The organism is Streptomyces sp. NBC_00005 (genome assembly GCF_045160215.1).
Taxonomy (GTDB): Bacteria; Actinomycetota; Actinomycetes; order Streptomycetales; family Streptomycetaceae; genus Streptomyces.
This window is the reverse complement of sequence record NZ_CP108316.1, coordinates 6,160,071-6,184,735: the sequence shown is the minus strand read 5'-3', so window position 1 is coordinate 6,184,735 and position 24,665 is coordinate 6,160,071. Positions and strand designations below refer to the sequence as shown.

Sequence of the window (24,665 nt, the reverse complement as noted above, 5' to 3'; positions counted from 1 at the left end):
GTCCGGCGTCGATGGTCTTGGCCGCTCAGCGTCCCCAGCGCAGCGCGGGGGTCACGACCGGGGCGTCCCACAGATGGATGAGCTGTGGGGTGAGCCGGCACACCGTGATCGTGCAGCCGGCCATCTCCAGGCTGGTGACGTAGTTGCCGACCAGGTTGCGGGTGATCCACACGCGACGGCCGGCAAGCCACTCGGCGACCGCGGCATACACCACGTACAGCTCGATCAGCGGGGTGCCGCCCAGGCCGTTGACCATCACGAGCACTTCGCCCGAGAGCGGCATATCGGTGTGGATGGCGTCCAGTGCGACACCGACCAGTTCCCTGGCGGAGGCGAGCCTGCCGCGGGCGCGACCGGGCTCGCCGTGGATACCGACGCCCAGCTCGACCTCGTCCTCGCCCAGCTCGAACCCGGGTTTGCTGGATGCGGGCACGGTGCACGGCGTGAGCGCGACTCCGAAGGATCGGGAGCGGTCGTTGACCTCCTGGCCCAGAGCCGCGGTCGTGCCCAGGTCCGCGCCGAGTTCGGCGGCCGCACCGACGATCTTCTCCACGAACACGGTCGCCCCGGTGCCCCGCCGGCCCGCCGTCCACGTGCTGTTCTCCACGGCGACGTCGTCGTTGACCACGACGCCCTCAACTCGCACGCCGTCGTCGGCGGCCAAGTCGGCGGCCATCTGGAAGTTCAGCACGTCGCCGGTGTAGTTCTTCACGATGTGCAGCACCCCCGCCCCGCTGTCCACGGCGCGCGTGGCGGCGAGGATCTGGTCCGGCACGGGAGAGGTGAACACCTCGCCGGGGCAGGCCGCATCGAGCATCCCGTATCCGACGAAACCGCCGTGCAGGGGTTCGTGCCCGGATCCGCCGCCTGAGACCAGGCCGACCTTCCCGAGGGTCGGCCCGCCCGCGCGGGCGATGTAGCGGTCGGAGGTGTTGACCGTCAGCGACGGGTGCGCGGCGGCCACACCGACAAGAGCGTCGTCGAGCACGTGATCGGGCGAGTTGATGAGCTTCTTCATGCTTCCGGCCTCTCCTTCTCACGGCAGCGAGAGCTGGCCGCACTGCTCGACAAGTCGCCAGACCTCGTCGGGGGTTTCGCGGGTGAGGGCGACGGCGGCCAGGGAGGTACAGGTGTCGTGGCGGAGCCGGCGGATGCGGGCCCGGACCTCGTCGAGGGCGGCGGGGCCGACCGAGAGGCTGTCGCAGCCGAGGCCGATGAGGAGGGGTGTCACGAGGGGGTGTGCGGCGGCGTCGCCGCAGACGGAGACCTGACGATCGTGTCGGTGGGCGGCGGTGACGACCCGTGAGATGGCGTCGAGTACGGCGGGGTGTGCCGTCATGGCGGGAGTGGCGGTGGGGTCGCGCCGGTCCAGGCCCAGGATCTGGCAGGTGAGGTCGTTGCTGCCGATGGAGAAGAAGGAGGCTTCCCGGGCGAGGTCGTCGGCCGCGGCGACCGCTTCGGGGAGTTCCACCATGATGCCCAGGGGTGGTATCGGAACGCCGGCCTCGGTGGCCGCGGCCTCGAGGAGGCGTCGGCAGGCGCGCAGTTCGTCGACGCTCGCCACCATGGGGATCATGATGCGCAGGTCGGTGTCGGCTCCGGCGCTGAGCAGGCTGCGGAACTGGTCGGCGAAGACGTCCGGTTGGGCCAGCATGAGGGGGAGGCCGCGCCCGAGCCGCCCGCCCTCGCGGCCTTCGGCGAGGAACGGCGGCAGTTTGTCGTCGGCGAAGTCGAGCGTGCGAGCCGTGACGACCTGCCCGGCGAGAACGCGCAGGACGGGGACGAGGGTGGCCGCGTGCTGCTCGCGGGTGGGCCAGGCGGGGTGGTTGAGGAAGGGCAGCTCAGTGCGGAGCAGGCCGATGCCTTCGGCGCCCGTGGTCAGGGCCGCGCGGGTGTCGGCCGGGGTGGCCACGTTGGCCCGCAGAACGATGCGGTGCCGGTCGAGAGTCTCTGCGGGCAGGTGACGTTCTTCGGCGAGGGCGCGCCTGCGCGCTCGGGCGGTCTCCATGGCTCGCAGAGCCCTGGTGCGTTCCTCGTCGTCGGGGTGGGCGACTGCGCTGGCCTGACCGGCGTCGAGCAGGATCTCCTGCCCGTCCGGCAGTTCGAGCAGCAGGGGGTTGACGGCGAGGAGGAAGGGGATGCCCAGCGAACGGGCGACGATCGCGGCGTGGGAGTTCGGGCCGCCGGTCACGGAGATGGCGGCGGTCACCGTCAGGCCGGGTTCCAGCAGGTCGGCGGCGCCGATCTCGTGGGCGACCAGGACGAGCGGCTGGTCGGGGGCGGGGCCCGTCTCGCCGTGCAGGTGGGCCAGCACACGGCGGCCGACCTGCCGGACGTCCGCCGCCCGTTCGGCGAGGGTGGGATCGTCCAGTGCGGCGATGGTTCCGGCGTAGGCGTCGATGGCCTGGCGGACGGCGATGGGTACCGGCTGGCCGTCGTCCGCCCTCTTGACGGCCTGGTCGCGCAGATCCTGGTCCTGGGCGATGTAGCTGTTGACCTCCATGATGTCGGCCTGTTCGTCCTTGCCCTGTTCGCGCAGCAAGGTGGACAGGTCGAGCAGTCGGGTGGCTACGGCGTCGAAGGCGTCGGTGATCTGCTGCGTGGGGTCGCCGCCGATGCGGTGCGGCAGCGCTGTCCTGGTGAGTGGCCGGTCGGTGCGGTGGACGACGCCGAGGGCTGTGCCGGGTGCGGCGGCGTGCCCGGTGTAGGTGCGGCGGTCGGTCATCGGGCCCCCGGTGTCTCGGCGTGGTCCCCCACCGTCTCGGCGAGGGCGCGGAAGACGAGGGCGGTGGAGGTGGCGCCGGGGTCCTGATGGCCGACGCTGCGGGCGCCGAGGTAGGAGGCGCGGCCCTTGCGGGCCTGCATCGGGGTGGTGGCGCGCATGCCCTCCTCGGCGGCGTCGGCGGCGGCCACGGCCGCGGCGGCCAAGTCGGCTCCGGCGTCGGCCTGTTGCTGGAACGCGGCCAGTGCCGGGGCATAGGCGTCGATCATGGTCTTGTCGCCGGGTGCGGCCGCACCGAGCTTCTGGACGCTCGCGAGGCCGGCGGCCAGGGCGGCGGCGAACTGCGGTGAGTCAGCAGTCGGGATGTCCAGGGCCTTGCCGATGGCGCGGAAGGCACCGCCATAGAGCGGTCCGGAGGCGCCGCCGACGGTGGAGATGAGGGTGGTGCCGGTCTTGACCAGTACGGCCCCTACGGTGTCCGGCTCGTAGTCGGCCACGGCCGTGACGGCGGCGGAGAAGCCACGGTGCATGTTGGTGCCGTGGTCGGCGTCGCCGATGGCCGAGTCGAGCTGGGTGAGGTGGTCCTTGTTCTTGTCCACGGCGGCTGCGATGGCCTGCACCCACGTGCGGGCGAGGTCGGTGTCCACGGAGACTCCGTTCATGGTCGGTACGGGGCTGTTCGGAGGTTGGGTGAGCCGAGGGCCGGGGGAAGACACGAGGGGTGCGGTCCGGGCGGGCGGACGGCGGGAAGGACCGGCCCGGCCCTCGCGTCGCGCGTGGCCCGGCCCCCGGCTCGGTCAGATGCCCCAGCGCAGGGCCGGGGTGTTCACGGGAGCGTCCCACAGGGACAGCATGTCGGCATCGGCCTTGCACACGGTGACGGAAACACCGGCCATGTCGAGGCTGGTCACGTAGTTGCCGACGAGGTTGCGGGCGATGACCACACCCTTGTCCGCGAGTGCGACGGCTACCTCGTTGAAGACCACGTACAGCTCGATGAGCGGGGTGCCGCCCAGGCCGTTGACCATGACGATGGTCTCGTCACCGGCCCTCAGTGGCTGGTCGGCGAGGATCGCGTCCAGCGCGGTCGCCACGATGTCCTTGGCGGGTCGGAGCTTCTCGCGGCGGCGGCCGGGCTCGCCATGGATGCCGACGCCGACCTCCATCTCGTCCTCGGGCAGGTCGAAACCGGGCTTGCCGGAGGCGGGGGTGGTGCAGGCGGTCAGCGCCACCGCGAAGGACCGGGATGCGGCGTTGACCCGCTTGCCCATCTCGGCGACCTCGGTGAGGCTGCCGCCCTGCTCGGCGAGGGCTCCGGCGATCTTCTCGACGAAGACGGTGGCTCCGGTGCCGCGGCGCCCTGCGGTGTAGGTGGAGTCCTGGACGGCGACGTCGTCGTCGACCAGGACGGTCTCCACCGTGATGCCCTCGTCGACGGCCAGTTCGGCGGCCATCTGGAAGTTGAGGACGTCGCCGGTGTAGTTCTTCACGATGAACAGCACGCCCGCGCCACCATCGACGGCCTGGGCCGCGGCCAGCATCTGACCCGGCACGGGCGAGGTGAAGACCTCGCCGGGGCAGGCCGCGTCGAGCATGCCCCCGCCCACGAAGCCGCCGTGCAGGGGCTCGTGCCCGGAACCGCCGCCGGAGACGAGGGCGACCTTGCCCGGCTTGGTACCCGAGGCGCGGGCGATCACCTTGTTCTCTGCGTCGACCTTCAGGCCGGGGTGGGCGGCGGCGATCCCGGACAGTGCCTGGGCCAGCACCGCTTCAGGGGCGTTGATCAGCTTCTTCATGACAGGGCTCCTTCAGCGGCGGCGACCGGCGCGGTCGTTGCCTCGGTGGCGGTGGTGACGCCGCGGCGGGCGTTCAGGGCGACGTAAAGGAAACCGGCGGCGACCGCGCCGATGACTTCGGCGGCGAGATAGACCGGCAGCTGGTTCCAGTGGACCGTGCCGCCGAACAACTGGCCGGTGATCATCGGACCGAGCGTCCTGGCCGGGTTGATGGACGCCGCGGTGGCCGGGGCCACCGGGATGATGATCGCGAACACGCCGAGGCCGATGGCCAGACCGGCGAAACCTCCGGCCGCGCGGCGATCGATGGCACCGAAGACGATGAAGGCGAGGATGAAGGTGCCCACGGCTTCGGCGAAGAAGGCCTGGCCGGCGCCGACTCCGCTGCCGTAGGCGGCGATGCCGAGGCCGACGTCGACCGCCTTCTTCCCCAACACCCCGACGATTGCCAGAGCTCCCAGCGCCGCCCCGGCCACCTGGGCCGCGATGTAGCCGGGGACGTCCCGCCAGGGCATCTTCTTCGTCGCGGCCAGCGCCAGGGTGATGGCCGGGTTGATCTGGCAGCCGGAGACATGGCCGATCGCGTAGACCATGGCGATGACGGCGGTGGCGAAGGCCAGCGAGATCATTCCCAGCTGCGCCATGGTGAACGGGGCGTCGCCGCCGACGATGAGCGTCGCGGGGACCGAGCCGACGCCGATGAACACCAGCACTGCGGTGCCCAGCGTCTCGGCCACGAGCTTCTGTGAGTAAGTGTTTTCTTCCATGGAAGGCGCCCAGCGCCGAGCGGCGGCTTGGGCGTCTCACCTCCTCGCGTGGAGCGGGCTGTGAAGGGGGAGGTGGCCGCCAGGTGGTCAGGGTCGGGCAACCTGGCGGCCGCTCAGGGGGAAGCCGGGGAGCTCTAAGCTTCCGGCTGCAAAGCGTTCATCATGGATGAACGTTGTTCTGGAAATTAAGGCCGCGTTTCCGGCCTGTCAAGGGCTTCGGCAGCCCTCGCGTTCCGTCGATACGAAAAAGGCCCCTCGGCAGCTGCCGAGGGGCCTGAATCAGAGGGGCGGGTCAGGTCACCGTGCTGCGTGCGGCCGTCCCACGGGGGGCGCCCAGGTCGCGGGAAAGATTGCGGGCGGTCTCCCGGACGGCGACCGCAAGCTCCTGACGTGCCGATTCCGCGAGCAACCGCTCGACGGGCCCGACGATGCCGAGAGCGCCGACCACCTCGCCGGAACGGTCGAAGACGGGAGACGCGATACCCGCGTCCCCGATGGCGGACTCCTGGTCCTCGATTGCGTACCCCGTCCTGAGGACTTCCTTCAACTGACCTGCCAGCTCCTGGGCATCGGTGAGGCTGGCACCGGTGAGCACCGCCGGCTCACCCGCGAGCAGCCGCTCACGCTCGCCGACCGGAAGGAAGGCCACGATGGCCTTGCCCAGAGCACACGTGCTCCACGGGATGCTGGCGCCCACTTCGAGAATCTGCACAGCCCCCTCGGGCCGGAACGCATGGTGCACCACCAGGACGTGGTCACCGGTGAGCACGGCCACCCAGACCGCCTCATTCGTCCGGTTCGCGAGCTGGTCCGCCCAGGTCAGTGAGCGGGTCCGCAGCTCCTGGGTGTCCAGGTAGGCATTACCCAGCTGCACCAGATCAGGACCGAGCTGGTACTTCGAACTGTCCCGGTCCTGTACGACCAGCCCCTCGGCCTCCAGCGTGCGCAGCAGCGCATGCACGGTCGGCTTGGCCACGCCCAGACGGTCGGCCAGCTCGGTCACTCCGAGCCGGGGACCGGTGGACGCGAGCTCCCGCAGGATCTGCACCGCCCGCTGCACCGCCTGCACCATCGAAATTTTCTCCTTAGTTCACTATTGCTGAACAGTGTTCCGACATTTAACGTAGCTGTTCATGAGCACATCTGTCGGCATCGTACTCGTGTCCCACAGCGCCGAGCTCGCCGCGGGCCTTCGCCTGCTGGTGGAGCAGATCGGCTCCGACACGGTTCCCCTCGGCACCGCCGGAGGCACCGACGACGGCCGGATCGGCACCAGCTACGACCTCGTCCTCGCTGCCATCCGCAGCGTCGACCGCGGAGCCGGCGTCGTTGTCCTGCCCGACCTCGGCAGCTCCGTCCTGACCGCACGCACCGTCCTGGAAGACCATCCCCACCCCGACGTGCTGATCGTCGACGCGCCCTTCGTCGAAGGAGCCGTTGCAGCCGTCGTCACCGCCGCGTCCGGCGCCGACCTGAAGACCGTCGCCGACGCCGCCAAGGAGGCCCGTCATGTCCACAAGCTCTGAGTCCACGAACGCGACGATCCCGTCCACACACGAGACGGCCGTCGTCCTGCCCGCCAACCTCCACGCCCGTCCCGCAGGCCAACTCGCCCGCGCCGCAGCGACATTCACCAGTGCCATACAACTGGAGTACGCCGACCGGACGGTCAACCCGACCGGTGTCCTCGCCGTCATGGGCCTGGGCGCCACCGTCGGCAGCACCGTGACCGTCCGCGCAGAAGGCCACGACGCCGAACAGGCCGTCACGACATTGGCCCAGATCCTCTCCAATGCCGAGTGACCCGGCCGCCAGCAGCGGCATGAAGCCAGCAGCTGCTTCCGACATGAGGAGCAAAGACCGGTGGACATGGCCGAGAGTGGGCGCACCTGCCACGAGCACGTCTGACCCCCAGGTGGACCCGCCCGCACGGGTCGAGCACGTCTGCCGGCTGCCGCACATCCCCGAGGCCGTCTCCGCCGTACGCCGACGGGCACGCACCGCCCTCGCTCAGTGGCGCGTGCCCACCCCGACAGCCGACGACGCCCTCCTGGTGATTTCGGAACTGGCAACCAACGCGATCGTCCACGCACTGCCGCCGGCAGTGCTGCGGTTGTCCCTGCCCGAGGTCGGCGGCCGCCGCGCCCTGTGCATCGAGGTCACGGACTCGGGGCCGGTGCCTCGACGACGCCCGTCGCACGACAGCCCCCACCCTGCCGAACACAGGGAAAACGGTCGTGGGACCGGCATCGTGGCAGCCCTCTCCGCACGACACGGGATATCACGCCACCCCAAGAGGACCACCCGATGGGCGGTTCTCCAGATGGGGGCTTGACCAGCCATGGACGGCAGCCATACCTCCCTGGGCACTTCGCGGCAGGCCACGAGGAACGGCCGAACCGGCGAGGTGCCGCCTTGTGCCGCGGCGCCGTCCGGCAGACACGAGCACTTGGCCGTGCCCGGCCATCGCCCCGGCAGCGTGCCCACTGCCATGCGTACGCGATGCGTGAGCGGACGGCGGAGCACAATCCGCCTCAGCCAGGACCGATCGTGCTGCCGGTCGGCACTGACCTGCGAGGACGGCACCATCCGGCACGAGCGAACACCCTCGGTCAAGGATTCGATCCCACTCCTGAAACGGGTGTCGCAGGTTCCAATCCTGCCGGGGGCACAGTGAGAAGGGCCGGCCCAGGGGGGCCTCCCAGGCCGGCCCTTCGGCGTTTCAGAGGTCGTGCCACACGCGTGCCACTATGGACCAGACCCAGTTCGTCGCTCACCGCGCTGTCGGAGGTCGCTCCCCGTCGTACACGGCGCGTGACGCCGTCGAGCTGCGCCGTCGTGAGGCGAACTCGCCGACACCACCCGGGAGTTTCGTCGGTGCCCCTGGTTCAGCGCCGAATGGCCCACGCCGCCTCGCGCTCGCGGCGCGGCCACACGGGTGGTTCGGCGCGGAGCGCCTACGCCCGCGTTCGGCCTCGTAATGCCTTGACCGCACAGGGAACTTGAGCCGACCGCCGAGCCGACGCCCCGCTCGCTGATCAGACGATCCGGCGTGCCGACGAGCCGATATCAGACATTTACTTATTAACCTCTCGCCATCTTATGACGTGGCGGATCGCATACGCGTCCGCTTCAACGCTCGGAGAAGACATGCGCAAGACTCGCAAGACGGCTGTCGTAGCCGTCCTCCTCGGCACCATCGGCTTCCTCGGCGCCGGCACCGCCTACGCCCACGGGGACGGGAAGGGGCACGGGAAGGGGCACGTGCACGGGAAGGGGCACGTGCACGGGAAGGGGCACGTGCACGGGAAGGGGCACGTGCACGGGAAGGGGCACGTGCACAAGCGCCAGGGCGAGGAGAGCAAGACGATCGTCATCACCCAGAGCACCTCATGCAGTGCGACCGACGAGAACACCGACGTACAGGGCGAGTCCGCGTACGGCAACTGGTCCAACGGCGAGGTCTCACCCGGCCCGCAAACCACCAACATCGGCTCACGCCTGGGGTGCGACAACACCCTCGTCCTCGGCAAGTAGCTCACTCGGGCCCCGGCGCCGAGCCGGACGCCCGACACCGGGGCCCGGACCCGGGGGCGCCCTATCTCTTTCGCCATGGGGCGGTGTGGCTGTTCTGTAGTGGTTCAGGCGGTTTCATTTGCCGGGCGGCGTACGGTTTCGCACCCAGTGACTACCAACGGGATCCGGGGTTGCGCCGTGCCGGAACGGATACAGCACACATGAGGCCGGGAAACCCCGTGAACACGTGAGAAGTACCGAGGGGTGTTGTCCCAGGCCAGGCGCCCACCAGTCGACGTCTCCGCAGGTCACAGCCCCGCCCCGAGAAAACTCCTAGCTGCGCTTTCTCTGACAGATGGCACACCCTTGGCACGCCTCTCGTCGCCCGGCTGAAGCGTCTCGGCAGCAGCCGGGCGAAGGGTGAAGGCACCGCTCCGTAACCCACGGCCGTGGTTCAGAGCCGTCGCCTGCGCGGATGGGTGCACTGACGAGGGGCCGCCCGGTAGAAAGCCGCCGGTGCTCAGGACACCTCGACCGTATGCACGTAGATGAATTGCGCTTTCCACTCCGGGCCGAGCGTGACGGATCGTAGCCGGTAGAGCGCCACTGAACCATCCGCTGGCCGGGCGGCGGCGAAGCTGTGCTCAACCGAGATCACAGCGCCAAGCCGGGTGCGGTCATGTCCGCTGGATGAGCGGCGGTAAGCAGCTGCGGATAACCGACATCATCCTCAACCACGGCCGCACGATGTCAATCGAGGAACTGCTCGCCGCACGCGAGAACGGGAAGCCCAGGGACGCTGCGAACGTAGAGAAGAGAGCTGAACGCTGAACAGACGACTGATCCGAATCTGTGACAGGGAGTTGACGGTGAGCGAGGATCAGCCGGTATGGAGCCTGAAGTCCTCGCCGCCCTCATCGGTGTCCCCGCCACCCTCATAACCGCCGCGATCGCCTACCCCGTCGGACGCGGAGTCGCCCGCCGGCAAGCCGAAGATCAACACATGCAGTGGCTGCGCACCCAGCGCCAGAGCGCCTCCAGCCGACTCACCGACGCGGCCACCGACTTCATCGAAGCGGCCACGCACGCCTGGGAAGCCGTCGCACGGCCCGAATACGCGCACACCCGCCGCCGTGACATCGAATCCCGCAAGCGTCTTGATCCGACCCTGTACGAGCCCTTGAAGACAGCGATGCGCGACATCCAAAACGCCCTGCCCGCCGTCGCGATGCACGGCCCGCACGAGGTGACGGAGGCCGGTGAACACCTCTACGCAGCGGCCATGGAGATGACCGGGGCGGTCCTGCACCTGGACGCCGCATGCGTCCACCGATCAGTGCTCGGAGGCGTGTTCCAGACCGACAGTTTCTCCCAGGAGCGCATCCAGGCCGCGACGGACGACCTGGACACCGCGTACGACCGGCTGGCCGCGCCACTCGGCTTACCGGAGTTCACCGCCCAAGCGGAGGCCACCCTGAGAGGGAGCGCTGTTGTCACCGACCTGATCCGTGTCTGCGCAGCCCTCGATGACCCGCCGGCAGCGCGGGCGGCCATGAGCGATCTGAGACGGGGAATGGACGACAACCCTGAGCTCCGGCCGCTCATCGAGCCGTTCCTGTCGTTCATGCCGGTGGTCGAACTGCGCGCTCTGGCACGGGCTATGGAGGCAGGCCAGCCGATCGCCAACGATCAGGCGCTCGCCGCCATATCCGCGGCCTTGCCCGCCCTGTTGGGCGTCTTCGCCAACCTGCGCGACAGACTCCAAAACCCCATTCCCGCAGGCGTCGACCCCGACGACCTGCCACCAGAGCTCCTCACCGTGCTCCAGGACCTGACGGCGTCGATGCAGCCACTCGCCAGTCCTCTCCAGGTCATAGAGGAGATGCAGCAGCACCTGGCCGTGGGAGACGAACTGGCGGCCGCCACTGCCCACGACCCCCTCACCGCTTTCCTCGCCGGGACAGTCTGGGACTCCAGTATGGGAGCTCTCGGCATCAGGGCCATGGAAGAGTTCACCCAGTTCAACACGGTGGTGCCGCAAATGGCTGGTCTCTTCACGCCTCTGCTCGAGTTCAGCATCGATCACGCGAACGCCAACGTCGCCACCGCCAAGGAGCAGTTCATCGGGGCCCGTATCAGCTTCATCGACGCAGCACGAGACGCCATCGCCGCCTGACCGCGCCCAGCACGCCAGTGGCCCGGACCATGCGGTCCGGGCCGCCGTAGCCATCACGTCGGAGTGTGTTCCCTGTCCGAGCTACCGGTGTCAGCGTGGACTGTTGCGCAGTGGCTGCCGTGAAACTTGAGGTTCGTTCCCCCCGTTCGTCATTTCAGCTTGCTGGGCTGCTACCCGGCCACCGCCAGATGCGTCCTGCTTGACTCCCGGCTGCGCTGAATGCCGTTCCGCCGCCCATGCATGCGCCTCGGCCATGCGTGCCAGCAACTGCGCGTAGTGCGGGGTCAATTCGAGTGCACTGGGGCAGGCCGGATCAGCACTCGCCGCGCCACGTCACGGACTTGACGGTGATGTCGGCCCAGTTGTGTTCGTACTGGCCGGAGCCGGGGGCGTAGTGGATGCAGGTGGAGTAGCTGATGCCGCTCGCCTCGTAGTCGAGCTGGACATGGTCGGCGCCAGGGTCGGGGTAGCCGTTGTTGAAGGTGGACTGGACGTTGAAGATGGTGCCGGACCAGTTGCCCTGTGTCGCAAGGAGCAGTCTGCCCTGCTCCCAGTTGCCGGAGTACACACAGAAGGCGCCCTTGGGGCAGGTTCGATGGTTCACTTCGGCCGAGGCCGGGGCGGACACCGCGACGGATGCGGTGAGTGCACCGGCCGCGGCGAGGATGCCAACACTGCGACGACGCATGATTCTTCCCCCTTGAGGTCGTGACATGGCGATGGAACGCCGGGGCGGCACGGGCCTTCGGTCTCCCGGCCGCTCTCCCGACGGCTTTGCCCATCCTTGATGCTGCGGCTGCCGAAGCCGATCACTTCGATCCAGAACGAAATGAGCTGGCCAGCCGACCTCCGGACACGCCGGCAATGACTCGACGCAGGTGAATACGGCTATGACGTCATTTCAGTTGGCGTGATCTTGCGGCAGTCTGGGGTGACGACTGCTGCGCTTGTCGAACGGTTGGCGCCGGAAGACCTGTCGGAGTTGTTCCAGCGGGTGGTCCGCCGGCTCCGGAACGCCCCCAGGGTGGGGGCGACCAGCGCGGAGGCGAGAGAACCAATGCCTTGAAGATCCATGACCGTTGATACTGCCGAATGTTCCCGCACACCCGCCCCGGCTCGAAGAGGGAACGGGATTAGTCGCTGTCTCCGTCGTCACCGGCAAACCCGAAGTGCCGGAGAAGTTGACGGTGTTCGGGTTCCTCGATGGTGGCGAGCCGCGGAAATATTCCGCCGAACAATACAAGGAATCCACCGCCGGGGAGACCGGGCCCGCCCCCCGTAGCCGGGCCCGGCCCCCGCGGGTGACGACTCCTCAGCCCGCGAAGGCGAGCCACCCCGCCATGAGCAGCGTCACCCCGGCCAGGACCGCGGCCGTCACCGCGGGCGGGCTCCACCGGCCGGTCCGGGCGTGCGAGGACCTGGCCAGGACGGCCGCCCCCACCGCGAGGATCACCGGCAGCCCTGTCCAGAACACGACGATCGTGGCCGCACCGAGCACGGCCAGCAACAAGGCGCGGAGACCGGTGCGTTCGGCGGGCCGTGCCGCGGCACGCCGCACGACCACTCCGAACACCACGGCGCTGCCCACCACGGCGAACGCGACCAGCAGGGGCAGCACTCCGAGCCCGTGCTGGCTGGTCGACACGTCCCAGGTGTCGCCGTTCAGCGGTGTGCGCACGTACGTACCGACCAGCATCACGCCGAGAGCGACGGCGGCGACCGCGACGGCCGTACGCACGACGTTGTCGCTTCCCTTCGGCATCGGCATCGGCTTTGTGGATTCCACGGGTCCTCCCCCGGTCGGCGGCCCCTGCCGGACCACTCGGCCACCACCGTGCGCCCGCCACCCGCGGCCCCGCCGCTGACAACGACCCCGACCCGGCCGGGCAGTTGACCCGGCGGAGCAAGGACTCCGGTCCCGGGTCACCGGGACACGTCCGCTGCCAGACTGGGGGCACGCTCCGACCGCGGTCGGGCCCGGAGGTGTGTGGTGGCCATGGCCGAGAACACCGCGCGACAGCGACACGACCAGGCCCTCGCCTGGGCCCCGGCCGCCGTCACCGCGCTCGCGGGAGCCGGCGGCACGTTCATCGCGTACCTCCCGGACCACGGACTGCTCGCGCACACCGGCGAGTTCGGGCGCGACACCCTGAGCATCACGCTCGCCGCCGTCAGTTGGGCCGTCACCGGAGCCGCCCTCACCACCCTGCGCCCCGGAAACGCCGTCGGACGGCTGCTGACCGCCGTGAGTCTCCTGCTCGCGCTCACCGCGCTGTTCCAGGCGTACGGCGCGTACGGCGCCTCGGTGGCCGACCCGGCATGGCCCGCCGCCCGCCTGGCCGCCCAGTTGTTCAGCACGCTGTGGCTGCCCGCCTGGCTGCTGCCGTACAGCGTGCTGCTGGTGCTGTATCCCGAGGGCCGACCGCAGGGACCCCGTGCACGGGTGCTCGCGTGGACGGCGACGGCCGGGCTCGCGCTGGTGGTGGTCGCCGGTGTCTTCAGCCCGTCCTTCTACGACGACATGGTCGCGCACGGCGAACCGCCGCTGTACGCCCCCGCCGTCCTGCGCTCCGCGGCGTTCGGAACGGGTCTCGTGCTCCTCGCCGCCGCGACGCCCGCCATCTGGGTCGACACCGGGGTACGCCTGGTGCGTTCGCGACCACCGCAACGGCAGCAACTGGCATGGCTGGTGGCCGTCCTGCCGCCGATCGGCATCACCACGTTCTTCACCGACCGGATCGTCTCCAACGCCATCAGCATGCTGCTGCCGGTGGCCATCGGCGTCGGCGTGCTGCGCCACCGGCTGCTCGGCATCGATCTCGTGCTGCGCCGCTGGCTGGTGTACGGCACCCTGACCGCGGCCGTCGTCGCCGCCTACCTCGGCACCACCGCGCTCGCCGGCGCCACCCTCGGGCACGGAGTCCTGCCGGGCGTGGTGGCGGCGGCGCTGGTCGCGGTGGGGCTTGCCCCGCTGCGGGACCGGCTGCAGCGGGCCGTGGACCGCTTCGTGTACGGCGACCGCCGCGACCCCCTGCGGGCGCTGGCCCGCGTCGGCGACCGGCTCGCGACCGGCGCCGAGGAGGCCGACGGGGGCGTGCTCACCGCGGTGCTCACCGCCACCGCAGAGGCCGTACGGGCTCCCGGCGCCGAACTCCTGGGTGCGGACGGCGAGTTGCTCGCCCGGTGCGGCGCGCGGCCGGCCGGTTCCGCACCCGCCACTGATGTCCCGCTGCGGCTGTCCGGAACGCCGGTCGGCACGCTGCGGATCGCCGACCGGACGACCCAGGAGCCGTACACGGCCGCCGACTTGAAGGTGCTCCACGCCCTCGCCCCCTCGATGGCCGCAGCCGTACGGGCCGATGCCCTCGCCCAGGAGCTGGCGGCGGAGCGCGACCGGGTCATCGACGCCACCCGCGCCGAGCGCGACCGCTTCCGCAGGGACCTGCACGACGGCCTCGGCCCCGCCCTCATGGGAATCGCCCTGGCGCTCCAGGTCGCCGCGGACTCCCTCGAGGCCGGCGACGGCGCGACGACCCGGCGCATGGTGGAGGCGGCCCGGGCCGAGGCCGACGCGTCCGGCGCCGAGGTCCGGCGCATCATCCAGGACCTGCGCCCGGGAACCCTCGACCGCCTGGACCTGCTCGGTGCGTTGCGTGAACGCGCGCGGTCGTTCGCACCGGATCTGCCGGTCCGGGTGACGGGCCCGGCCGGGCCGGCCCGGCTTCCCCCGGACGTGGAGACGACGGCGTACCGAATCGCGTGCGAGGCGCTGACCAACGTGGTGCGGCATGCAGCGGCCACCCGGGCACTCGTCGAACTCGCCTTTACCGACGGCGAGTTGACCATCCGGGTGGAGGACGACGGCCAGGGTCTGCGGCACCGGCCGGACCCGCCCCCGGCCGGCACCGGAGTGGGCCTCGACAGCATGAGGGCCCGTGTCGCGTCGCACGGCGGGACACTCGTCGTGGACTCGCCCGGCCGCCTCGGCGGAACGGCGGTCACCGCACACCTCCCCCTCAAGGAGCGGTCATGACACCCGAGCGGCCACCGATCCGCGTGGTCGTCGCCGACGACCACCCCATGTACCGGCTCGGACTGCGGGCCGCCCTCGACAGCGACCCCGGCGTCCAGGTCCTCGCCGAGGCGGCGGACGGGGCGGAACTCCTCGACGCCGTACGGCTGCACACTCCCGACGTCGTGATCACCGACCTGTCCATGCCGGGCACCGACGGCATCCACGCCATCCGGGCCATACGGCAGCACAGCCCGGGCACCGGCGTGCTGGCCCTCACCATGCACGACGGCGACGACAGCGTCTTCGCGGCCCTGCGCGCGGGGGCGAGCGGCTACCTGGTCAAAGGAGCCGACCGGGGGGAGATCGTCGCCGCCGTGGTCCAGGTCGCCGCGGGCGGCGCCGCCTACGGAGGGTCCGTGGCCCGCCGTATCGCCGAGTTCTTCACCTCCCGCAGCGCGGCGGACTGCGCGATGCGGGCGTTCCCCCTCCTCACCGACCGCGAACGCGACGTCCTGGACCTGCTGGCGGCCGGCTGCGGCAACCGGGAGATCGCTCGCCGCCTGAGCCTCTCGGACAAGACGGTCCGCAACCACGTCTCGGCGATCCTGCTGAAGCTCCAGGTGCATGACAGGACCGCCGCCGCGCTGCGCGCCCGCGAGGCCGGCCTGGGCCGCGACGAGTGAACGACCCCTGCCACGCACGACCGTGGCACGCATGGCCCCTGACTCGACGACGGACTTCTACGACGACCTGGCCCCCGACTACCACCTGATCTTCCCGGACTGGGACGCGAGCATGAGGCGCCAGGCGGCGGCGCAGGACGTCGAGCGTGCGCCCATCCTCTATGGGCCACGAACGCGGCGTGGGCGAGCATGATCGGTAGGTTCCGACAGGACACTCAGAAGTTCATCAGAACCTTTGAGGTAGCCGTGTTCCTAGCCGTGAACCACAGGCGAAACCTGCACCCACAGACACTCCAGATGCCACCATGAAGACGAAAGATGCAGGTAGGAGCCACTGGCTACAGGCTCTGTTGCCCTCCTGAAGCGGGTGTCGCAGGTTCGAATCCTGCCGGGGGCACAGTGCGAAGGGCCAGATCAGGAGGGGTTTCCTCCCCGTCTGGCCCTTTGTCGCGTTCGAGGCTGTGCCAGATGAAAGGGCCCGTCCCACAGGCCCTGCACCCCTCGACCCCATGACCGGCCCGTCCGGTTGCCACGGCCCGGACAGCTGCCGGACTCCGGCCGAGCCGGCCCGATCTTGTCGTGAGACCTGCTTCCCTCAGCGGCTTCGCATCTGCCGGAGGCCGGGGCACACATCCGATTCATCCCGCAATGGAAGATCAGCACAACTCGCCCAGGCCATCTCGACGAAAAGACCTCGTACTAGTCTGATCACCCTCAACGGCTTTTCGAAGCACGGCACATGCGAAAGGTGACCGGTGATGTCGCTGAGCCCCGGCGATCCGGAGTCCATAGGCGGCTATGTGGTCGTCGACCGGCTCGGTAGCGGCGGCATGGGTGTCGTCTATCTGGGCCACTCGGAATCGGGGCGGCGGGTCGCGGTCAAGGTCGTGCACGCGCAGTACGCGCAGGACGAGGAGTTCCGGACGCGTTTCAGGCAGGAGGTCGCGGCGGTCCGCCGGGTGAGCGGGGCGTTCACGGCCCCGGTGGTGGACGCCGATCCCGACGCCGTACAGCCGTGGATGGCGACGCTGTATGTGCCGGGCCGCACGCTGTCGGACATCGTGGCCAAGGACGGCCCACTGCGCGGACGCGAGCTGCGCACACTCGCGCTGGGCCTTGTCGAGGCACTGCGGGACATCCACCGGGCGGGTGTCGTGCATCGTGACCTGAAGCCCAGCAACGTCCTGATGGCCGAGGACGGACCCCGTGTCATCGACTTCGGCATCTCGCACGCCGTCGACAATGAGGCCCTCACGGTGACCGGGCGGCTGATCGGCACCCCGCCCTTCATGTCCCCGGAGCAGTTCGCCACACCGCGGGACGTCACCACAGCCTCGGACGTCTTCTCGCTGGGGTCGCTACTGGTGTACGCGGCCACCGGCAACCGTCCGTTCGACGGAAGCAGCCCGTATCTGACGGGCTATCAGGTGATGTACGAGACACCGGACCTGGACGGAGTCGCCGAACCGCTCCGGAGCATCGCCGAACGCTGCCTGGACAAGGATCCGGCCGCCCGGCCCGAACTCGCCGAACTGCAGCAGATGCTTCGGGCGTTGCGGGATTCTGCCGCGCCAGTCACGCCGGTCGCGCCGGTCGTGCCGAACGCGGCCGTCGCGCCCGGAGTGGTCGACGCAGCGGAAACCCACCACCAGATTTCCCGTACACCCTCCGATCCCCGAGACCCGGCCACCGCCCTGGGGAGAAGGCGAATGGACAGGGCCCGCACCGGAAACAGACGCCGAGGGCGGCGCATCCTCGTCGGCCTCGCCGCAGCTGTGGCCGTCACCGGGTTGAGCATCACGGCCGTAAAAAGCGGGTCGCACCAGACCGGCGGCTCTCAGTCGCCCACTGCCCACGCATCCACGTCCGCACCCGCCAACGCGGTGGTCCTACCGCCGAAGCACGTGCCGTGGGACTACCAGATCGGCGGCGCGTACCCCCTGCCGACGGGTGTGCGGGTGGTCAGTCGCAGCCACGAGGATGCGGCCGCACCGCGTGCGTACAACATCTGCAATATCAACGCCTTTCAGGCGCAGGAGCACGCGGAGAGTGACTGGGATTCCGACCTGCTGCTGCGCGACGCCAACGGGGATGTCGTCTACGACAAGGACTGGGGCGAGGCGGTCCTCGACATCCGCACGGACGCCAAGCGGCAGCGCATCGCCGCCAAGCTGAACACGTGGATCGACGAGTGCGCGGCCAACGGGTACAAGGCCGTCGAGCCTGACAACTACGACTCCTTCACCCGCTTCCCGAAATACCTCACAGCCGACCAGGCCGAGGCGCTCATGAAGCTGCTGGTGGCACACGCCCACGCGAAGGGTCTGGCCGTCGCCCAGAAAAACACCGCGGAACTCGTGCGCGACCGGGCGTCGGTGGGCCTGGACTTCGCCGTGGTGGAGGAGTGCGGCCGGTGGGACGAGTGCGGCGAGTTCGCGGAGGCGTTCGACAACAACGTGTTCGTGGTCGAGTACACGGCGAAGGGCATGTCGAAAGCGTGCTCCAGCTGGAGCAGCCAACTGAGCATTGTCCGCCGCGACCAGGAGGTCGCACCCAAGGGCGCAAGCGGCTACCTCCACAAGACCTGCTGATCAGAGCCTGTCGACCGACGGGACACGTCAGTGGGAGCGGAGGCCGGGGTGAGGTGGCGGCTTTCCTCGGTGTGCCGGAGAGCGCGCCGACTGGCGGACGTCTCCCAGGTCACGCTGCGGGAGATCACCGAAGAGACGGCCGGGCAGGCCCCGCCAGAACGGATCCGGCACACATGAGGGCGGGAAACCCCGTGAACACGTGAGAACCACTGAGAGGCGTTTTCGCAGGCCGGGCAGCCTACAGCCGACGTTTCCGCAGGTCACAGCCCCACCCAGGGAAGACTCCTAAAGCGGGTGTCGCAGTTTCGAATCCTGCCGGGGGAACAGAGAAACACCTGGTCAGGGGCCCTTCCGTCCGGCGGACGGGAGGGCCCCTGCGCTTGCAGCACACACGGCACACGTGCCGTGGGGGGCTGTGGCGAGATGCCCGTCGAGGACGAGCTGGCCCGGCGCCGGTACGAGAAGTTGATCGACCGCCTTGAGTCGCTGATGACGGCCGCACTCAAACCGCAGTACGAGGGCTACTACGGGCAGCTGATCCTGAGCGGCGATGACCTTACGGACATGGGCGAAAGATGGACATGGGCGCACTCAAGGACGTTCGGCATGCCGCTCGGGAGGCGGGGCGCCGTCTCAACTGGAAGATCACCACACGTCTCGCCGGTGGCCGCCTCTTCGTGCTCGACGAGCAGGAGGTGCCCGAGGAGATCGCCGCTACCGCCATTTCCCTGTACAGGAGCCAAGGGAACTCGTCGGGCGGAGGATCACCGCGGTACATAGTGCGGCGGCGGCGGTGATGGTGCGCGTGCGGCGCACACCACCGGGTGGTGCAATGGACATGGTGGCGGGGCTGCCCTTGCGTGGAACTGCACCGCAGCGAGTCCGGCCTCGTCGCAGCCGTATCAAGTCGCGGCCATCGGCAGACCGCACTGCCGCCGCCAAGGTGTTTCCCCGTGAGGTGGCGAACGAGGCGGACGCCCGAATCGCGGCCCCGACAGCCCCGGATACCGGGCTGGTTCGCCGTTGCCCCGCTCCGCTCGGACAAAAGTTGGGATCGCCACTGGACACCGCTGGACGCGGTGCCACGCACAGCCGCGTCGGTCGTGCCCCCCGACCGGGCAGGAGGCTCCATGCACAGGGACTCCGGGGCGCGCGATCGCCTCGTACAGCGTTGGTCCGCACGGCTTGCCCTCGTGGCCGGGCTCGCTGCGGTAGCGATCCTGCTCGTGTTCGCGGGAATCCAGAGCATCGCGCTCCTGGGCGCCGGTCTGGCCGGGCTGGCCATATCGGGAGCGAGCCTGTGGTGGGCCCTGACCCTGCGTGGCATCGGCAGGCTGCTCGCCTTCACCCTGGCCGCCGTCGCCCCGCTCGCGGTGCTGGCGCTCTACGCGTGGGCGGATCTGCTGTGGGTCGTACTCGTCTCCCTTGCCCTGTGGGCCCTCGGGGTCTCTGTTGGCAGAGCGGCACTCAGCAGCGACATCGAGCCGGCCGGGCCCCCGGAGCTGCGGACTGCTCCTCCCGAGCGCCCCTTCCTCATCATGAATCCACGATCCGGCGGGGGAAAGGTGGGGAAGTTCCACCTCAAGGAGAAGGCCGAGGCACTCGACGCCGACGTCCTCCTGCTGGACACGACTCATCAGCAGGACGTGGTCGCGCTCGCCGACAAGGCAGTCGAAGGTGGCGCCGACCTTCTCGGAGTCGCGGGCGGTGACGGCACACAGGCCCTGGTCGCCGGAGTCGCCGCCAGGCACGGCATTCCCTTCATGGTGATCTCGGCCGGAACCCGCAACCACTTCGCCCTCGACCTCGGCCTGGACCGGGACGACCCGTCGACCTGCCTGGACGCGCTCACCGACGGCGTCGAACTCCGCGTCGACCTCGGTTTCATCGGTGAGCGGGCCTTTGTCAACAACGCGTCCTTCGGCGCCTACGCAGCCGTGGTGCAAAGTCCCGCCTACCGCGACGACAAGGTCCGCACCATCCTCCAGATGCTTCCCGACCTGCTGACCCACCGACGCGGTCCCCGGCTGGCCGTCCACGCCGCGGACACGGCCATCGAGGGACCCCAGGCCGTGCTCGTCAGCAACAACCCTTACCGGATGGGCGACCTCGCCGGCCTCGGACACCGTGAGGTCCTGGACTCAGGTGCCCTCGGCGTCCTGGGCGTCAACGTCGACAACGCCGCGCAGGCAGCCGAGTTGCTCGCGGAGAAGCACGCGCCCGGCCTCACCAGCCTGACCGCCCAGGAGGTCGTCATCGATGCGGACGAGCCCGAGATCGAGGCCGGGGTCGACGGTGAGGCACTGACCCTGCCGACGCCCGTACAGTGCACGATCCACCCCCGGGCTCTGCGCGTACGCGTACCACGCCACCGCCCCGGCGTGCCCCGGGCGAGGGCCCCCATGGACTGGCGGCGGCTGCGAAAGCTGGCCCTGAGCTGAGAGGTCGTCGTCCTTTCCGGACGTGCACGGTAGGCCCGTCTGCGAACGCCCCCGGCTGACCGGCCTACAACGAGGCCGGCTGCGCGCCGAACGAGGCGTGGTGGTCAGCCCGAGGTCCCCGGCACGACTCAGGGCGTCTTCGTAGCAGACCGCTTCGCGCTTTTGCTCCTGCTGGCGCCCGTGCCGCTCCGAACGGGCTTGACGGCCGCCTTCTTCCGCTTCGTGGCCTTCTCGGTGCCTGCGACCGTCCGCGATGGCGCTGTCCGGGTCGGTGCAGTCGGCCACTTGAACTCGATCTCCAGCTCGATCTCCCCATTGCCGATCTCGACCTCTACCTCGCTGCGAAGGTCGTCGGGGATCCGCAGGCTCAGCGTTCCGGGGCTGAGTTCCAGTTCGGCATCCCCGCCTTCCCTCAGCGCGGCTGCGAGTGCCGTGAGCTGGTCAGCCGCCTCAAGGCGTGACAGCGAGCGCTTCTGCTCAAACTTGAGGTCCTTCATGGGTGTCTCCGATCCGACAGAAAGAGTGGATAACACCCATTCTGGTGTCATGTGCCGGGTCGGACATCCTCATGGCCGGCGGGGTCGCTTGCTCGTTACTGGCCCACGCTCCCAGCGGAACGGGAGGCGTCTCAGGTGTGCAGCCCCCGAGGAGATCCACCGGCCCGGGGCCGGCGCTGTCCGTCACTGGTCGCGGTGTGTGCGGGAGGGCTCACCGACAACAGCGCGCACCCAATCGTGAGCGCTGCCGGGGTCTAGGGCGGCGAGAAACTCTGCGAGCGGGCCATCCCAGCTCTCTTTCGCGCACTCCAGCGGCGTGGGCCCCCGGCCCTTGTCCCTTTCAGCGTGGAGAGCAGACCCATGAATCCACTTTCACCGGACTGGTGATCCTCGGCGTGCCCCGGGCCTGCCGGGCCGGGCGCCCTTGTGTTCCTGGGCGCCACCTACATCCCATTGCGGGGGCGTTCTTGTCCGGCCCGGTGGCCGTACTGGTCGCCCCGGCCGATGACGGCACATCCACGGTGCTGTGGGCACTCGGTGTGGTCGTGGCCGTCCAGGCCATGGAGGGGGAACTTCCTACAACCGTTCATCCAGGGCCGCCGCACCCGAAGGCTCAGGTCAGCCGACCCCGGGTGTCCGGGTGCCGCCGTTGCTGCCAGAGCTGTCGTCAGCTACGTCACCCGGGTGCCGCGTCCTGCTGGTACGACCCACCGGGTGGGCCGACGCTGGACGGGAAAGTGCCGTCGAGGTGGGAGAAGCCATGGAACGCCAGACCAACCGATGTGCTGTTGTTGGGGTGGCCGTCCTGCTCGGCTGGGCCGGTCTGACCGGCTGCTCGTCCGACGACGAGTCTCCAAGCTCTCCTGCTTCCTCGGCGGCTTCTGCAGTGAAGTCGGGTGCGTCCGAGCTTGCCTCTGCGGCCAGCAGCGCGGCAGCGTCCGCGGTGGCCTCTGCGGCCACCTCCGCGGAGGCGGCTGCCTCGTCTGCGCTGGATGAGGTGAAGGGCGGCTTGGACGCCAAGTCGGACGTCACCCTGGGCAGCGTCGCGACGGGCTCCGACGGCAAGGCGCAGGTCCCGGTGACCATCGCCAACCACGACTCGAAGTCGAGAAGCTACGTCGTCGTGGTCAATTTCAAGGACCAGTCGGGCAACTTGGCCGACGTGGTCGTCCTCAACGTCTCCCAGGTCGCCGCAGGGGGGACCGCCCATGCCACAGCTCGGAGCAACCGGGACCTGACCGGCACAGTGTCCACCGAGGTCCGCGATGCATTGCGGTATTGACACCACACAGCCGAGGCCGAGAACGGAAGGGCCTCGATCTGCCCCTCGTCGTTCGTCGATGAGGTCGCCGAACTCCTTGATGTCTGCCCGGGACATGCCGCGCCACAGGTGACCGCTCACGCCACCGACGGCGGCACCGACGACGGCCGTACCGATAGCCGAGGGCCGGAACGGCAGGACATCGGACTCACGGTGACTTGCTGGGGTGTGTCCCCTCAGCCCTTGCCCTTGGTCTCGGACTCGATCTCGGCGTCGGCCACCGCGATCGCGATGCCGAGCGCCGTGGCGATGTTGCCCGATGCCGTCATCACACGGGCCGTGCCCACGATGGGTGCGATGGCGACCAGGACGTCCTGCACCTGGGCGACAGTCAGGTTGGCCCTGAGAGCGGGATCGATGTGGGCGGCGTAGGAGATGGGGGGCGCGTCCGAGGCGGCGAGCGCGGCAATGCGCGTGAGGATGAGTGTGTCCGGGGGCAGCCCGCATCGCTCAAGAGAGTCGACCGTCATGGCGGCGAGGGTGTCCAGGACCGGGGTGTCAGAAGCAGTGGACATGCGGAATGGCCTCCTTCAGGCGCTGACGGCGCCGAGACGGGGGGCGTGACGGAGGCGGACAGAACAGGCATCCGCAGACGCCACGCTCTCCTTCAACCGTAGAAGTGTTCCGGGCATTGCGCGCGATGAGCCATGAGACCCGGCTCTGACCGTGTGGGCACGGCGGTCCTCGTTTACGGCCCCGCAGGGAGCGGCATCAGCGCGGCAGCCCCCCGCGGCCGCGTGACCGCCGACTGGACCCACCGGACCCCGGTCGGCGATCCCGACCCGACAGGGCGGGAGAAAGCCACGTGTGAAGCGGGTGTCGCAGGTTCAAATCCTGCCGAGGGCGCCATGCATGACCAGGCGCTATAAATCGAACAGCCCTCTCGGAGTGACCTCCGAAAGGGCTGTTTCGTGCTGGGGGAGCCGGGTGCGGGCGGCCGGTGTTCATCGCCGGCTCCTCTGCCTTCCCGGCTCCCCCGTGACTCGGCGCGGGGTTCAGTACTGCTCGGTCTCCACGAACCCGGCGTCCACGTTGTCGTCGGCGCCGAAGGCGTCGGCGGCGGCGGTCGGGTCGAATCCGGGCGGGCTGTCCTTGAGGCCCAGGCCCATACCGGCCAGCTTCACCTTGACCTCGTCGATGGACTTCGCACCGAAGTTGCGGATGTCCAGCAGGTCGGCCTCGGAGCGTGCCAGGAGCTCGCCCACGGAGTGGACGCCTTCACGCTTGAGGCAGTTGTACGACCGAACGGTGAGCTCGAGCTCCTCGATCGGCAGGGCGAGATCGGCGGCCAGGGCGGCGTCCGTCGGCGACGGGCCCATGTCGATGCCCTCGGCGTCGATGTTCAGCTCACGCGCCAGACCGAACAGCTCGACCAGGGTCTTACCGGCCGAGGCCATGGCGTCGCGCGGGCGCATGGCCTGCTTGGTCTCGACGTCGACGATCAGCTTGTCGAAGTCGGTGCGCTGCTCGACACGGGTCGCCTCGACCTTGTACGTGACCTTCAGCACCGGCGAGTAGATCGAGTCGACCGGGATACGGCCGATCTCCTGACCCACCTGCTTGTTCTGCACGGCCGAGACGTAACCGCGGCCGCGCTCGACCGTCAGCTCCATCTCCAGCTTGCCCTTGCCGTTGAGCGTGGCAAGGACGAGGTCGGGGTTGTGGACCTCGACACCGGCCGGGGGCGCGATGTCGGCGGCGGTGACCAGACCCGGACCCTGCTTGCGCAGGTACATCACGACCGGCTCGTCGTGCTCCGAGGAGACGACCAGCTGCTTGATGTTCAGGATCAGGTCGGTGACGTCCTCCTTGACGCCCGGCACGGTGGTGAACTCGTGCAGGACGCCGTCGATCCGGACGGAGGTGACCGCCGCACCCGGGATCGAGGAAAGGAGCGTACGACGGAGGGAGTTGCCGAGGGTGTAGCCGAAGCCCGGCTCCAGCGGCTCGATCACGAACCGGGAACGGAACTCGTCGACGACCTCTTCGGTCAACGAGGGACGCTGAGCAATGAGCACGAGGTGTTGCCTCCAATGATGGGCGCCCGCTATCTGACGCCGTAGACACCATGAAGGGTACGGGCGACACGGCGTCCGAAGAGACCGAACCGCCCGGCCATGGCCGTCTGCCGGCCGGTACG

Annotated in this window: 22 protein-coding genes; 11 read left to right on the top strand and 11 right to left on the bottom strand. The window is 69.5% G+C overall.

Annotated features, from left to right (window positions below; translation table 11 throughout):
• Window positions 1-25: 25 nt before the first annotated feature.
• From dhaK (OG303_RS28465) to OG303_RS28440, 6 genes are all read right to left on the bottom strand, one after another.
• A complete protein-coding gene (dhaK, locus tag OG303_RS28465) occupies window positions 26-1,018 on the bottom strand; it encodes a dihydroxyacetone kinase subunit DhaK (RefSeq protein WP_405871876.1) in 993 nt (330 codons plus the stop codon).
• Between the two features lie 18 nt (window positions 1,019-1,036).
• Entirely contained in the window at window positions 1,037-2,725 is a 1,689-nt protein-coding gene (locus OG303_RS28460) for a phosphoenolpyruvate--protein phosphotransferase (protein WP_405871875.1), read from the bottom strand.
• Window positions 2,722-3,384 (bottom strand): dihydroxyacetone kinase subunit DhaL, encoded by a 663-nt coding sequence (gene dhaL / locus OG303_RS28455; protein WP_405871873.1) that lies wholly within the window; start codon window positions 3,382-3,384, stop codon window positions 2,722-2,724. Before dhaL ends, OG303_RS28460 begins: the two co-directional genes overlap by 4 nt.
• A gap of 135 nt (window positions 3,385-3,519) precedes the next feature.
• A complete protein-coding gene (dhaK, locus tag OG303_RS28450) occupies window positions 3,520-4,518 on the bottom strand; it encodes a dihydroxyacetone kinase subunit DhaK (protein WP_266516191.1) in 999 nt (332 codons plus the stop codon).
• Window positions 4,515-5,285, bottom strand: a complete 771-nt coding sequence (locus OG303_RS28445) for an MIP/aquaporin family protein (RefSeq protein ID WP_405871872.1) — start codon at window positions 5,283-5,285, stop codon at window positions 4,515-4,517. Before OG303_RS28445 ends, dhaK (OG303_RS28450) begins: the two co-directional genes overlap by 4 nt.
• A gap of 292 nt (window positions 5,286-5,577) precedes the next feature.
• Window positions 5,578-6,357, bottom strand: coding sequence for an IclR family transcriptional regulator (locus OG303_RS28440; protein ID WP_266516198.1), 780 nt, complete (start codon window positions 6,355-6,357; stop codon window positions 5,578-5,580).
• Window positions 6,358-6,418: 61 nt separating this feature from the next.
• Between OG303_RS28440 and dhaM the strand changes: the two genes are divergently transcribed.
• The 5 genes from dhaM (at window position 6,419) to OG303_RS28415 (ending at window position 10,977) form a co-directional block, all read left to right on the top strand.
• Window positions 6,419-6,811: a dihydroxyacetone kinase phosphoryl donor subunit DhaM gene (dhaM, locus tag OG303_RS28435; RefSeq protein ID WP_405871871.1), complete on the top strand. Its 393-nt coding sequence runs from the start codon at window positions 6,419-6,421 to the stop codon at window positions 6,809-6,811.
• On the top strand, window positions 6,795-7,088 hold the full coding sequence (locus OG303_RS28430) for an HPr family phosphocarrier protein (protein ID WP_405871870.1): 294 nt from the start codon (window positions 6,795-6,797) through the stop codon (window positions 7,086-7,088). Before dhaM ends, OG303_RS28430 begins: the two co-directional genes overlap by 17 nt.
• Window positions 7,089-7,200: 112 nt before the next feature.
• A complete protein-coding gene (locus OG303_RS28425) occupies window positions 7,201-7,620 on the top strand; it encodes an ATP-binding protein (RefSeq protein WP_405871869.1) in 420 nt (139 codons plus the stop codon).
• Between the two features lie 815 nt (window positions 7,621-8,435).
• The gene (locus tag OG303_RS28420; protein WP_405871868.1) at window positions 8,436-8,822 is read left to right on the top strand and encodes a hypothetical protein; all 387 of its coding nucleotides are present in this window, start codon (window positions 8,436-8,438) and stop codon (window positions 8,820-8,822) included.
• Between the two features lie 982 nt (window positions 8,823-9,804).
• Window positions 9,805-10,977, top strand: coding sequence for a hypothetical protein (locus tag OG303_RS28415; protein WP_405871866.1), 1,173 nt, complete (start codon window positions 9,805-9,807; stop codon window positions 10,975-10,977).
• A gap of 313 nt (window positions 10,978-11,290) precedes the next feature.
• On the opposite strand, the gene OG303_RS28410 is transcribed toward OG303_RS28415, so the two are convergent.
• Both OG303_RS28410 and OG303_RS28405 read right to left on the bottom strand, forming a co-directional pair.
• The gene (locus OG303_RS28410) at window positions 11,291-11,665 is read right to left on the bottom strand and encodes a hypothetical protein (RefSeq protein WP_405871864.1); all 375 of its coding nucleotides are present in this window, start codon (window positions 11,663-11,665) and stop codon (window positions 11,291-11,293) included.
• A gap of 624 nt (window positions 11,666-12,289) precedes the next feature.
• The gene (locus OG303_RS28405) at window positions 12,290-12,763 is read right to left on the bottom strand and encodes a hypothetical protein (RefSeq protein ID WP_405871863.1); all 474 of its coding nucleotides are present in this window, start codon (window positions 12,761-12,763) and stop codon (window positions 12,290-12,292) included.
• Window positions 12,764-12,973: 210 nt separating this feature from the next.
• Here OG303_RS28405 and OG303_RS28400 point away from each other — a divergent pair, with 210 nt between their 5' ends.
• The 5 genes from OG303_RS28400 (at window position 12,974) to OG303_RS28380 (ending at window position 20,707) form a co-directional block, all read left to right on the top strand.
• Window positions 12,974-15,010 carry an ATP-binding protein gene (locus tag OG303_RS28400; RefSeq protein WP_405871862.1) on the top strand — a complete coding sequence of 679 codons (2,037 nt, stop codon included), beginning with the start codon at window positions 12,974-12,976 and terminating at the stop codon, window positions 15,008-15,010.
• Window positions 15,007-15,675, top strand: coding sequence for a response regulator (locus OG303_RS28395; protein WP_405871860.1), 669 nt, complete (start codon window positions 15,007-15,009; stop codon window positions 15,673-15,675). The genes OG303_RS28400 and OG303_RS28395 overlap by 4 nt, the downstream gene beginning before the upstream one ends.
• A 31-nt stretch (window positions 15,676-15,706) precedes the next feature.
• Window positions 15,707-15,868 carry a hypothetical protein gene (locus tag OG303_RS28390; RefSeq protein ID WP_405871859.1) on the top strand — a complete coding sequence of 54 codons (162 nt, stop codon included), beginning with the start codon at window positions 15,707-15,709 and terminating at the stop codon, window positions 15,866-15,868.
• A gap of 565 nt (window positions 15,869-16,433) precedes the next feature.
• On the top strand, window positions 16,434-18,266 hold the full coding sequence (locus OG303_RS28385) for an endo alpha-1,4 polygalactosaminidase (RefSeq protein ID WP_405871858.1): 1,833 nt from the start codon (window positions 16,434-16,436) through the stop codon (window positions 18,264-18,266).
• Between the two features lie 1,130 nt (window positions 18,267-19,396).
• The gene (locus tag OG303_RS28380) at window positions 19,397-20,707 is read left to right on the top strand and encodes a diacylglycerol/lipid kinase family protein (protein ID WP_405871857.1); all 1,311 of its coding nucleotides are present in this window, start codon (window positions 19,397-19,399) and stop codon (window positions 20,705-20,707) included.
• A 128-nt stretch (window positions 20,708-20,835) separates the two neighbouring features.
• On the opposite strand, the gene OG303_RS28375 is transcribed toward OG303_RS28380, so the two are convergent.
• On the bottom strand, window positions 20,836-21,204 hold the full coding sequence (locus OG303_RS28375) for an amphi-Trp domain-containing protein (protein WP_405871855.1): 369 nt from the start codon (window positions 21,202-21,204) through the stop codon (window positions 20,836-20,838).
• 760 nt (window positions 21,205-21,964) lie between these two features.
• Here OG303_RS28375 and OG303_RS28370 point away from each other — a divergent pair.
• The gene (locus OG303_RS28370) at window positions 21,965-22,486 is read left to right on the top strand and encodes a hypothetical protein (RefSeq protein ID WP_405871854.1); all 522 of its coding nucleotides are present in this window, start codon (window positions 21,965-21,967) and stop codon (window positions 22,484-22,486) included.
• 215 nt (window positions 22,487-22,701) lie between these two features.
• Here the strand turns inward: OG303_RS28370 and OG303_RS28365 are convergent, their stop codons facing one another.
• On the bottom strand, window positions 22,702-23,040 hold the full coding sequence (locus tag OG303_RS28365; protein WP_405871853.1) for a carboxymuconolactone decarboxylase family protein: 339 nt from the start codon (window positions 23,038-23,040) through the stop codon (window positions 22,702-22,704).
• 480 nt (window positions 23,041-23,520) lie between these two features.
• Window positions 23,521-24,543, bottom strand: coding sequence for a DNA-directed RNA polymerase subunit alpha (locus OG303_RS28360; RefSeq protein ID WP_405871851.1), 1,023 nt, complete (start codon window positions 24,541-24,543; stop codon window positions 23,521-23,523).
• Between the last annotated feature and the right edge of the window lie 122 nt (window positions 24,544-24,665).

Bases quoted from the DNA above. Each gene is read 5' to 3' on its own strand.
- OG303_RS28430 (WP_405871870.1), top strand. From the start codon at position 6,795: ATGTCCACAAGCTCTGAGTCCACGAACGCGACGATCCCGTCCACACAC.
- dhaM (WP_405871871.1), top strand. From the start codon at position 6,419: ATGAGCACATCTGTCGGCATCGTACTCGTGTCCCACAGCGCCGAGCTC.
- OG303_RS28410 (WP_405871864.1), bottom strand. From the start codon at position 11,665: ATGCGTCGTCGCAGTGTTGGCATCCTCGCCGCGGCCGGTGCACTCACC.
- OG303_RS28370 (WP_405871854.1), top strand. From the start codon at position 21,965: ATGGAACGCCAGACCAACCGATGTGCTGTTGTTGGGGTGGCCGTCCTG.
- OG303_RS28385 (WP_405871858.1), top strand. From the start codon at position 16,434: ATGTCGCTGAGCCCCGGCGATCCGGAGTCCATAGGCGGCTATGTGGTC.
- OG303_RS28415 (WP_405871866.1), top strand. From the start codon at position 9,805: ATGCAGTGGCTGCGCACCCAGCGCCAGAGCGCCTCCAGCCGACTCACC.
- dhaK (WP_266516191.1), bottom strand. From the start codon at position 4,518: ATGAAGAAGCTGATCAACGCCCCTGAAGCGGTGCTGGCCCAGGCACTG.
- OG303_RS28375 (WP_405871855.1), bottom strand. From the start codon at position 21,204: ATGAAGGACCTCAAGTTTGAGCAGAAGCGCTCGCTGTCACGCCTTGAG.
- OG303_RS28440 (WP_266516198.1), bottom strand. From the start codon at position 6,357: ATGGTGCAGGCGGTGCAGCGGGCGGTGCAGATCCTGCGGGAGCTCGCG.
- OG303_RS28380 (WP_405871857.1), top strand. From the start codon at position 19,397: ATGCACAGGGACTCCGGGGCGCGCGATCGCCTCGTACAGCGTTGGTCC.
- dhaK (WP_405871876.1), bottom strand. From the start codon at position 1,018: ATGAAGAAGCTCATCAACTCGCCCGATCACGTGCTCGACGACGCTCTT.
- dhaL (WP_405871873.1), bottom strand. From the start codon at position 3,384: ATGAACGGAGTCTCCGTGGACACCGACCTCGCCCGCACGTGGGTGCAG.
- OG303_RS28420 (WP_405871868.1), top strand. From the start codon at position 8,436: ATGCGCAAGACTCGCAAGACGGCTGTCGTAGCCGTCCTCCTCGGCACC.
- OG303_RS28365 (WP_405871853.1), bottom strand. From the start codon at position 23,040: ATGTCCACTGCTTCTGACACCCCGGTCCTGGACACCCTCGCCGCCATG.
- OG303_RS28460 (WP_405871875.1), bottom strand. From the start codon at position 2,725: ATGACCGACCGCCGCACCTACACCGGGCACGCCGCCGCACCCGGCACA.
- OG303_RS28390 (WP_405871859.1), top strand. From the start codon at position 15,707: ATGGCCCCTGACTCGACGACGGACTTCTACGACGACCTGGCCCCCGAC.
- OG303_RS28395 (WP_405871860.1), top strand. From the start codon at position 15,007: ATGACACCCGAGCGGCCACCGATCCGCGTGGTCGTCGCCGACGACCAC.
- OG303_RS28445 (WP_405871872.1), bottom strand. From the start codon at position 5,285: ATGGAAGAAAACACTTACTCACAGAAGCTCGTGGCCGAGACGCTGGGC.
- OG303_RS28400 (WP_405871862.1), top strand. From the start codon at position 12,974: ATGGCCGAGAACACCGCGCGACAGCGACACGACCAGGCCCTCGCCTGG.